Here is an 11,591-nt window from a genome sequence, read left to right on the forward strand (position 1 = left end):
TGAGAATATAAACAAGTACAAAGAAAATCTAATAGCTGGACAAGAGCAACCAGGAGAATTTCTAAGAGCAAAACTTGAAGCTACGGGTAAATCGGTCGAAAGCCTTAGTACATCTGAGTTTATTGAAGTAATGCTCAGTACTAAACAACCGAAGTTTTTTGCAGAGTCTGCTATTCAAGGAGGGGGGAAAGATTGGAACAATTCTGAATTAGCCATACTAGGAGATATAAATGTCACCGTGCCAGTTAAAATCTATGATAATGGGGTATGGGATCCAAGCGCCCCCGGTTTTGCTGTTCACCAAAAACCATTAGATGGAGAATTATTGTTCACTCCTGGTGCACTACTTAAGTCCGGCCCAGGATTCGTGGGCAAAACGCCGGACCTTGATGAAGTTACAAAGAATGGAAAAATTGACCAGGAAGCGTACAATGCGCTTGTGGAAAGAAGACTACTTCCCCTATTGGTTCATGCTAATGAAAAAGCCGGGCTAGAAGGAAAACCAGCATTAATTACTCTGCCTGGAGTTGGAGCTGGAGAATTTGCTGGTAAATTTAAAGGCAAAATGGGCGAACATTTGAATATTGCTATACAAGCAATGCTAGAAAAACATTCTGGTAATTTAGGTAACATAGCCGCTATACACTATGATTCCTTTGCCGAATGCACGAATCAACAAAAAAATTATGGAAATATCAAATATCGGGTCAGGCCTCAGCTAAAGGAAGGAAATAAAGGTAAAACTCAATTATCAGCTCCGACAACTTATCAAGAACTTGGAGATGATTTTAGTAAATGTAAATTGTATAAAGTTGTAGCTTGGGATCACGTTTCGCTGCCAGGTAATGACTATTTTGAAGGAAGTAGATATACTGACGATGGTGTTGCTGCAGCCGCTACAAGCTCCATGGAAGGAATTACTGGAGTAAAAGGGCGCTATGACAAAGAAACAGGTAAATATCTACCTCCTGAAGGTTATAACAATTGGTCAGATGTAGCGAGTAAGCAAGGAGTACATCTAAAGGTAGAGAATAACCTCAAGATTGTGACAGACAAAGGAGTTTCAGTTAAATTTGCTGATTATCAAAAAGTGGTTGATTCACCATCCGTTACTATACCTAAAGTACCAACACAAAAACCGCTACTAAAGCCAGTATTGCCGCCAAAAGTAGATCCGACACCAGTGTTAACATCGAAAACTGTAATCAGTAAGGAACTTGCAAGTGAGCTATTAAAAAAATATAGTAATGGCTTAGAAAAGTTACCTAAAGAACTGGAAAAAAATCGTACTAACAGCCGACAAGATTCCACTTATACTCAAAATATTATCAATGCGCTTACAGCAATCGCACAAGGTAAAAATGAGTTTGTTCAAATGGAATGGAGAGGTACACCACAAACTACTAACCCTAATCAATTTATTAATAGTTTTGTAGGGAGCCCAGACTACAAGGATCTAGTCCAGAGGGGACAAGTAGTATCAATTGACCTAAGCAAGCTTGCAAATGAGATTAGCACGGGAGTTATTGCCATACCTAGTCCACAAACTCCTCCAAAAGTACCAACACAAAAACCGGTACTAAAGCCAGTATTGCCTCCAGAAATAGATCCCACACCAGTACCAAAATTACAAACTGGTATTAGTAAGGAACAGGCTGTAAATTGGATGCAAAAATACGGTAAAGCATTGGATCAACTAGCAGGTAACACAACTAATGAAGCTCATAGAACTTTCGCTATAAATGCAAAGCGTGCGCTTGAGTCTATTGCTAATGGCACTGAGTTTGAACAATTTAGGAGCGACGCACGCGGATACCACGTTACACACACAGACGACCCACATAGACAGCTACATAACTTGGCAAATAAAGATTTAGATAGCTTTAACATGATTATACCTCAATATGCAGATCATGGTCTACAAACTACAATGTCTTTGATGACTAAAGCATTTTCAACTATTAAAATGCCAGCGCTAGAAATAGCTAAACCAGTACCTACTTATCAAAAAATTAGTCAACAACAAGCCAAACTCCTACTAGATAAACACGGCAAAGAATTAGATCAGCTAGCGGCTAATACTACTAATGAAGCACATAGTAGCTTTGCCATCAATACCAAACTTGCTCTTGAGGCTATTGCCAATGGTACTGAGTTTAAACAATTTAGGAGCACAGGTCGGGGATATCAAGTGACACACACAGATAACCCACAGGAACAAATACATAATTTAGTAAATAAAGATTCCCATAATTTTAATATTGTTATACCGCAGTATGCAGATCCAGCTTTACAACAAAAATTATCATTGATGAATACTGATATTAGATCCGCGCATGCAGGCAAAGAAATAACCCCAAAAATAAAAACACCTGAACTACCACAGGTTCCAAAAATACTAGCGCCTAAGGAAGCAATTATTTATTCAGCAGGAGATGTTGAAACCCATGGCCCTAGGGTAGCTGTAAAATTTAGCAGCCAAACCGCAAGAGATCAATTTGTTGATAATTTTATTAAGGAAGCAAAAAAAGAAGGGGTTGATTTAAGTAATGTATTTGATAGATCGCATAATGGAGCATCAGATGTAGTTTATATCAAATCTTCACAAGGTAAGGGATCGGCTGGCACCTATATTTCTGATCCTATGGATCTTGACGCTAAGCCAGAGCTGAGCATCAGTTTTGGTAATGATAAAGTAGCACAAAAATTCTCAGATTTACTTGGTGTAAACAAACATTCCTATCAATCTCAAGCTAGTGGTTCGCTATACTTTGAGGCAAATTCCTTACCCCCAACACCAAATAAAACGTCTAATATAAAAGTTGAAATTAATCAGCAAAAACCACTTGAGCCACAATTAGCAAAGCCGCTACCACCTACACCTGTGCTCAAACCAAAATCACCTGAGCCAATTGCTACAAATCTAGTAATTGATGAACAGGCTAAACCACTTAGTGAACAATATGTGAAGAAAAATTTAGTCCCTATGATTGATAAGTTTGTAGCATCTCATGTTAATGGTCAGGTAGTTACGGAACCAGAAATCAAAAAATTCTATACAGATGCATTAAACAAATTACAAAAAGATGGTCATATTAGTGCTGACACTGTCAAAGATTTTACAAAACCAAGTGTCGGAGCTCCTTCTAAGTTTGAGCAAGCTGTGGGTAATACATTGCAAACCATTAATAATAAAGAACCTTTACCACTTAAACTAGGTATGGGTGAAAAGTTAATGTTTAGTCTTGGCAAGGTTTGTAATGCTTTAGGATTAAAAGCAATAGGAAAATCTTGTATGAACCAAATCAAACCTGAAAACTTACAAAAAATAACTAATAGAGAAAATATTTTGGCGCATTCAGTAGATATAGTTAGCAATCTTCGGGAAACCCAGAAAACTTCTGGGTCTAAAGTAGCTCAGAATCTTGTTGCAGCAAGAGCTGCCAATCGAAAAGGTAGGGAGGTTTGATGGAATAACCATACAAAGGAAAACTAAGCAATAAGGTTAGCCTTAACCTACTACCCATACATAGCAGCAGGTTGTCTTAGTGTTTTTCAAGTTTTTCAGCTACAATTTTTAATTCTGAAAAGATAGATGAAAGTTGCTTTTGAAAGTCCAAATTTGCACTTTCTAATATTTCTCCTCCAGAAACTTGCATTTGCGACTGTCTCTGATCAATATGCTTTAATGCCATCATAACCAACAATAGCTCAAGTGACGCATATTGGTTAGCAGCGGCCATTTCTTTAATTTCTGTATCAAGTTTTTGGGATAACATAACCAGTCTATCTTTACTTTCTTCAGAACAAGCAAGTTTAAAATCCTTACCGCTCAGGACTATTGTTACTATCGACATAGTGGTTTCTAATCTGTTCTAATTCTTGAATATATTCTTTAATCTGACTAAGAGTTGTTTGGTTGTTACGCTTTAACTCGTTATTCTGGGCTTCCAAATCAGCAATAACTTGCTCTTGCTTAGAAAGCTTAGTTAGTAATTCATCAATTTTTCTACCCGTTTGATGAATCAAATCAAATAGATCTTTCTTTGTTACTTCTATTTTCATAAATAATATTATTATCTATTAAGTCATTACTACCGTATTCTACTCGATTTTTCTTCAAAAATGAATAGATTCCTACTATTACAACTAACGTTAACAACGAGATAAACAAAATTAATTTTTGCTTGATGACACCTGCTTTTCCTGATTCACGCGGTCTAACTACAGAATGATCATGATCATCATTGAGCTCTAAACCGAGAAACTCATGGTATATTTTCGTGTAACCATCAACGTATATTTTACCAGGTATACTACTAAAATTTTCTTCCTCAAGATCTACTACATACTGTTTTCTTATCTTAAGAATATCAGCTACTTGCTCTATAGTATACCCAGCGCTTTCTCTAGCTTCCTTTAATTTTGAGCTCATTGACTTGCCTTTAATTTCCTTAAGAAGATTTCTAGCTTTTTATTTGCTAGTATTATCATATTAAGATTAATTGATTCTTGCATCTTCATTTCTTCAATAAAATCTGTAAATATACTAGCATGAGTTATATTACCTTTTAACCAAGCTTTCAAACTAACAAATTTTTGATTGCTAGCAACAATCTCCGTTACTAACCTTCTTTGTTTGTCATAAAAATCATCTTTTAAAGATTGAATAGATAATCTGTTCCAATATGACTCATTAATTTGCGCTTCACTGGAATCTCTGAGCCAATCAATACTAAGAACATCGCCACATTCAAAATATAAGTTTGCTATATCTCCATTCTTAGCACCTGTATGCTTAGCAATATATATTATATCAAATGCCGATACCAACACCTCTAAAGTAGCAATAGACTTAGCAAGTTTCTTATCAACCGACGCACTAGTATAATGTGCTATTTTATTAAAAAACCTCGTCTTAGCTCCTCCTACTAAAAGCTTACTAATAATACCACTAAGCTCTTCCGTCTGCTGCCTATATTCTTCAATTGAATCAGTAATGTGTATTGGAGGTTTAATATTTCTTACAAACCAACTAATTCCTCGACGCATTATTTTTCCCAAATCAGAAAACATCTCAACTTTAATAATTGTAGGAATATTATTACCCAGCTGACCTACTTCCTTCCAAAGATCTTGCAGGTCAAATATTTCAGTCACAACTTCATGTGCTCTTGCTATATCACAAAGATGTCCACCAGTTTCGCGCTTTATAGCACTAATTACAGATCCACCGAGTTGATTAATCATTGTATTGGCAATAACTGTTCGGATTATCTCCTGTTTTAGCGGATGGTTTTCTATCTCATCTTTAAATTTTTCTTGCATTATTTTTGGAAAATATTTAAGCAGATGATTTTTGAAGTGCTTATCTTTAGTAAGTTGGAATGAGTTTAAATCTCTATCTAATGACATTTTGCTATAAGAAAGCAATACTGCTAGTTCCGGCCTTGTCATCCTTTCATTGGCAATAGATCTTCTTGATAATTCCGCCTTATTCGGCAAAAACTCTACTTCTCTATCTAGCAAACCTTCATTCTCAAGTTCTTTCATTAACTGGCTAAATGATTCTATATTAAGCGCAGGTGACAATGTAGCAATTGTTATAGCAAGATTCTGATCATAATTATCAATAAGTACCAACTCTTCAACCTGCTTTGTCATCTTGACTAGTAATTCATTACGCTCTTTTATAGTAATCTTACCTTTTGCAACGGCTAAATTAAGAGCAATTTTTATGTTTACTTCGTGGTCAGAACAATCAACACCAGCAGAATTATCAATGAAGTCTGTATTAAGGGTACCACCATTTAATGCATATTCAATTCTTCCAAGCTGAGACACTCCAACATTTCCACCTTCAGCTATCACTTTCGCCCTTACCTCATTCCCATTGACTCGCAAATTATCATTTGTCTTATCGCCGATATCAATATTGTTTTCTGAGGAAGATTTGATATAGGTACCTATACCACCATTCCATATGAGATCAATTTTAGCTTTTATAATAGCTCTAATTAATTCATCTGGTACAACGTGATCTTTGTAAATATTCAATAGTTCTTGTGTTTCTTTTGAAAGATTTATTAATTTAGCCGATCTTTCAAAAACCCCCCCTCCTTTTGAAATGAGAGAACTACTATAATCAGTCCACTTACTTCTTGGTAGGTCAAATAACCTTTGTCGCTCTTGATAACTACTCTCGCAATCAGGATCTGGATCAATAAAAATATGTTCATGATTAAAGGCAGCAACTAGCTTAATATATTTTGACAAGAGCATACCATTACCAAATACGTCTCCTGACATGTCGCCTATTCCTGCCACAGTGAATGGTTCTTTTTGTACATTTATGCCTTTATCATGAAAATGCAAAACAACTGATATCCATGCTCCTTTAGCAGTAATACCCATTTTTTTATGATCATAACCACGTGACCCACCCGAAGCAAACGCATCTCTTAGCCAAAAATTATATTCTTGAGATACAGCATTGGCATAATCTGAAAAAGTTGCCGTCCCCTTATCTGCAGCTACTACTAAATAAGGATTTTCGTCATCATAAATAATCGTATCTGTTGGTTGCACTACCTTACCATCCACAAGATTATCAGTTAAGTCTAATAAGCCCCGTAAGAAATCTTGATAACACGCCACCGCCTTTTGCATATAAGAATCGCGACCCATATCGCCTTGAGAGAAATTAAGATAAAAAGTTCCTTTTGAACCAACCGGAACAATAACAGCATTCTTAGTCATCTGGGCCTTTAAAAGACCAAGTACCTCTGTACGATAATCTTCGCCACGATCGGACCAACGAAGCCCACCTCTAGCTACTTTTCCACCACGAAGGTGAATACCTTCAAATTCATTTGAGTAAACAAAAATCTCAGCATACGGAACAGGTAAAGGTAAATCTGGAACCTTACTAGAATCAAACTTAAATGATAAATAATTCTTGATATTACCATCTTTATCTTTCTGATAAAAATTCGTTCTTACAATGGCTTCTATTATTAAGTGCATATTGCTTAACACTTTATCCTCAGTGCTACTTTCTACCGTGTCTAGATAGCTACTCAGTTGTAAAGAAAGCGCATCAACCTTATCTTTAGAATGTTCCTTAGGGTCAAACATTGCTTCAAATAAATCCATTAGCATATTGGTGTATTTGTAATGCTTTACTAGCGTCTGCTGAACATATCCTTTGCCATATAAGAAACCTGTTTGATGCAAATAACGAGTGATCGCTTTAAGTAATTTTACTTTGGCCCAGTTAAATCCAGAAAGAGCTATAAGCTTCCCTAAAATATCACTGGCTAATTCACCAGTACTCATCTTACTTAAAGCTTCCTCGATATTATGCTTTAATATGTCAGCAGGAACATCAATTTTAACAGGGCTCTGCAGCCTGAATTCATAAAGCCAACTTTTTTTAAAATCCAACGATTCCGTAATAGCAAAACTTTGTTCATCGATTGCTATAAATCCAAGATTTTCGATAGCGGGTAATGTGTCAGATAACGTCAACCTTATTTCTGGACTATAAAATTTTAAGAAAAATTCATTATTATCGCTTGGAACTAAGTTTGATATCAATTTGCCTTGCTTCGTTGCTTGTTCTAGATGATGAACGTCATCAATTGATGTATCAGCATCAAACTTGTGTCTATATTCAGCTGGAAAAGAAGGTTCGATTTCTTTATGTCTTAAGCCACCTTCATATTCACCCAATTCTTCACAAAGTTTATGCAATAAGCCTTCTGACCAGTTAGTAGTTATTTTTATCAGATCAGCTTCCATTTCATCATGTGAAAAATCAAGCCTTGACCTATCATGGATAGGCAGCGTAGCAAAAAGATGAGAAAAATCTTGAGCGACTACCGTAATATTGTCTGAAATTATCTCACTATCAAATTTTTGAGCTAAGTAATGACAAATCTCGTTATATACTTCAGGTGTAAGTCGTTCTCTGGGTAAAAACACAATCACGTTAATAAACGAACCAGACCAATCCTGTTGTACAAATAATTTTAACTTATGACTGCGCATACTCGAGAGCATGTGAATACACATACAATATAAATCTTCTTCGTCAATCTGAATAAGAGTGTCTCTTGGCAGTGATTCAATAATATTCTTTATTTTCTTAGCGTTATAGCCGTTCACAGGAAAATCAGATTCGTCAAGGACATAACTCATTTTCCCACGCAAAATTGGTATATTCTTGATCGACTGGAAATAAATCGCCGTTCCGTACAAACCAAAAATAATCGTACCTGTTCTGTATACGCCATCTTCGTCTATTCGTTTTATAAGAATATAATCAACCAAAGCGTTTCTATGCACTGGTGATAATTTGTTTATTTTACCAAGCATAACCAACTTGTTTTTGTAATAGTCACTACTTGAAAACTCAATAATTGTCGAAATTTCCTCGATATTGTCTTGCCATATTTCCTTAACGCCTTCTTGGCGAACTAAAGTCTTAGTTTTTAAATCAAAATCCACAGATCCAAGAAACGTAATATTATTCTTATGTAGCCAATTCAAAAAATCTAATGTTTCTTCGGCCGGTAAATTGGCTTGTTCATAAGTATCTTTGTGATGGACAATATCTGTAGTAATGGCAATGCTCTTATTAAGCAGCGTTTGCCATGAATCGTAAGTGTAGTCTACTAGATCAATTACGTTATTTATTTCAGATTTTATTTTTGACAATGTTTTTTTATCAAACGTTCCAAGTATCTTGATATATACAAGATACTCATTAATACCCTTCTCCCCCTTATCAGCAATATCAGTTAAATTTCCCTTTTTATCACGAATACTATTAATTACTGGATGAAAAGTAAAAATCGTTTGTAAACCCAGCTTTGCAAGCAGACTATTTAGCGAATCGATAATAAACGGCCGGTTCTCAGCAGCAATGAGAATAGTTATGGCCGGGTTAGCTTTAAACTCATTCGTCAGAATCTCTATTTTGCGCTTAAGCGGTGGACGATGCAGAAAAAAGTCAAAAGCTTCGTGCGTAAAATCACCAAATAATTCTATCTTATCTTTTGAACGATAATCAACGGGAATATAGGTAAGGAATTTGCGTACAAATTTGGTATACAAACCACCTTTACTTTCAGCATTAACTATTTCGAGTATTTCATTACTAAAGTCATTGATTCTGCACTGCAGCTTGCTAAGAGCTAAAGACTTGTTGTGATTTGGGCTTTTAACCATATAGATATCCTGATAATGGCTTTGTATTAATTACAAACTAGAAGTATAATAGTGGAAATGTAACTTCCTTTCAATAGGTTTGGATTAATAAACCTATCGCATAATTCATAAATAAGTAAAGGATTTTTAGGAAAAATGCAGGTGAATACCGCAGCGTACGTTTGGTACGTGAGGAGAAGAGACAAATTTTGACAACAAAATTACCACTCAGAATGAGTTATGCGAGGTATAATGAAATGAATACTATTTTTGCACAAGCATCCGCACAAGGTAAAGCTGGGGTCTCCGTGTTTAGGATTTCTGGTCCAACTGCTCTTAATTCCATCAAGCAGCTTGTTTGCCAGACTGATACCGAATTTGAGCCTCGTAAGTTGTATTTTAGGAAGATTTACAATCCAAAGAACAATCAACAAATTGATGATGTTCTAGTAGTCTTTTTTAAAGGAAGATCTAGCTTTACTGGTGAAGATTCAGCTGAAATTTATACTCATGGCAGTATCGCGGTAATCAAAATGATGCACGAAGTCCTAGCCTCGCTTGAAGATATGCGCATAGCAGAACCTGGAGAATTTGCTAAAAGAGCTTTTTTAAACGGAAAAATGGACCTAACCGCAGCAGAAGGGCTGGCTGACCTTATTGAAGCAGAAACAGAGCTGCAACATAAGCAAGCCATTGAACAACTTGGCGGCGGACTGGAAAAAATATACGAACACTGGCGTAGGGAATTATTAAAAATAATAAGCTTGATTGAAGCATATATCGATTTTCCTGATGAAGATATTCCAGAAGAAACAATAACTGGAGTGCGTCAATTAGTAGATAGAATAACCAATGAAATTAAGATACATCTGGACGATAATCACCGTGGCGAAAGACTACGTAGCGGCATAAAACTAGCGATAATTGGCCGTCCTAACGTTGGCAAATCTAGTCTAATAAATTATTTGATGCAGCGCGAAATAGCTATAGTTTCAAATATTGCCGGCACTACAAGAGACGTGGTAGAAGGGCATCTTGACATTGGTGGTTATCCAATCATATTGCAGGATACAGCTGGTATTCACGACCACACAGAAGATATAATTGAACAAGAAGGAATAAGCCGAGCATGGAATGCAGCTAAAAACTCAGATATTAAGGTAATTCTATATGATGCTTCAAAAACAAATGAAAACAAAGACTATTTCAGAGATATAATAGACGCTAACACGATTATAGTTTTCAATAAAATTGATCTAGTTTCTGGTGTTGCCCCAAAGTTTCAAATTAAAGAGGCAATCAATGTTTCGATCAAAAATCAACAAGGTCTTGATGAAATAATTACAGAAATAATATCTATAGCTCACAAAATTGCTAGTCCATCCCAGTCACCTCAAATCACTAGAGCTCGCCATCGATCCGAGCTACAAAAAGCACTTGAGTATATGTCAACCTTCTCCTTAAATAACGATTTAGTTCTAGCAGCAGAGGATTTGCGTATGACAATGAGAGCAATCAGTAATATTACTGGCAAAATTACTGTAGACGAAATTCTTGGTGAAATATTTAGTAATTTTTGTATAGGCAAGTAAAGTGATTATCATAGACGATATTTTACAAAAAATAACTATTGAATGGCTTGAATACTTATCTAAGCAAAGAGCATATTCAAAACACACAACAGATTCATATCACAACGACTTAAATCACTTCCTAACATTTACAGGACATTATAATTCAGGCAATACTACCTTAAATATGATCAAATCTGTTGATATCAGACTGATTAGAAGTTGGTTATCCGCCAGACACCTGGATGGTTACAGCCCAGCTTCAAGCGCCAGAGCCCTATCTTCTATCAAAAGTTTTTATAGGTTCCTTGAAAAAAAACACGATATTAACTGCCATGCCATATATACAGTACGCAGCCCCAAAAAACCAAAAACTCTTCCAAAAGCTCTAACCAAGCTTGAAACCAATACTGCTATTGAAAATATAGAAATGCTTGGTGAAGAAGAATGGATTCATCTTCGCAACAAAGCTCTACTCACACTTATTTATGCAAGTGGCCTTAGGATATCAGAAGCACTTTCAATAACCCGCAGGCATATTGATAATCATGAATTTATTAAAATATTAGGTAAGGGTAGCAAAGAGCGTCTAATACCTTGGATTCAAGAATCAAGGCTGCTTGTAGAAAAATACCTTAGTACTATGCCTTTTGTTATTGAAAGTAACGAACCAATATTTCGAGGAAAATTAGGTCGTCCACTACAAAGAGCGGTGTTTAATAAAGAATTAATTCACCTAAGGCGACTTCTTGGTTTACCCGAATATTTAAGCTCCCATGCTTTCAGGCATAGTTTCGCAACACATTT

General features: G+C 35.8%; 7 protein-coding genes. 3 read left to right on the forward strand and 4 right to left on the reverse strand.

Going from position 1 to position 11,591, the window contains the following annotated elements:
* Window positions 1–3,469, forward strand: a 3,469-nt coding sequence (locus Megvenef_RS03835; RefSeq protein ID WP_322776672.1) for a hypothetical protein, incomplete at its 5' end; no start/stop codon positions are given.
* A 76-nt stretch (window positions 3,470–3,545) separates the two neighbouring features.
* Here Megvenef_RS03835 and Megvenef_RS03840 read toward each other — a convergent pair.
* From Megvenef_RS03840 to Megvenef_RS03855, 4 genes are read right to left on the reverse strand one after another with little or no spacing between them, the layout of a single operon-like run.
* The gene (locus Megvenef_RS03840; protein ID WP_322776673.1) at window positions 3,546–3,857 is read right to left on the reverse strand and encodes a cell division protein ZapA; all 312 of its coding nucleotides are present in this window, start codon (window positions 3,855–3,857) and stop codon (window positions 3,546–3,548) included.
* Window positions 3,826–4,065 carry a hypothetical protein gene (locus Megvenef_RS03845; protein ID WP_322776674.1) on the reverse strand — a complete coding sequence of 80 codons (240 nt, stop codon included), beginning with the start codon at window positions 4,063–4,065 and terminating at the stop codon, window positions 3,826–3,828. The genes Megvenef_RS03840 and Megvenef_RS03845 overlap by 32 nt, the downstream gene beginning before the upstream one ends.
* Window positions 4,031–4,435, reverse strand: coding sequence for a helix-turn-helix domain-containing protein (locus Megvenef_RS03850; RefSeq protein WP_322776675.1), 405 nt, complete (start codon window positions 4,433–4,435; stop codon window positions 4,031–4,033). The genes Megvenef_RS03845 and Megvenef_RS03850 overlap by 35 nt, the downstream gene beginning before the upstream one ends.
* The gene (locus Megvenef_RS03855) at window positions 4,432–9,234 is read right to left on the reverse strand and encodes an NAD-glutamate dehydrogenase (protein ID WP_322776676.1); all 4,803 of its coding nucleotides are present in this window, start codon (window positions 9,232–9,234) and stop codon (window positions 4,432–4,434) included. Before Megvenef_RS03855 ends, Megvenef_RS03850 begins: the two co-directional genes overlap by 4 nt.
* 236 nt (window positions 9,235–9,470) lie before the next feature.
* On the opposite strand from Megvenef_RS03855, the gene mnmE reads away from it, so the two are divergent.
* Entirely contained in the window at window positions 9,471–10,805 is a 1,335-nt protein-coding gene (gene mnmE, locus Megvenef_RS03860; protein WP_322776678.1) for a tRNA uridine-5-carboxymethylaminomethyl(34) synthesis GTPase MnmE, read from the forward strand.
* 1 nt (window position 10,806) lies between these two features.
* Window positions 10,807–11,591: tyrosine-type recombinase/integrase (locus Megvenef_RS03865; protein WP_322776677.1), on the forward strand; the 785-nt coding region annotated here is incomplete at its 3' end.

It is taken from the genome of Candidatus Megaera venefica (assembly GCF_034554655.1).
In the GTDB taxonomy this organism is placed as follows: Bacteria; Pseudomonadota; Alphaproteobacteria; order Rickettsiales; family Rickettsiaceae; genus Megaera_A; species Megaera_A venefica.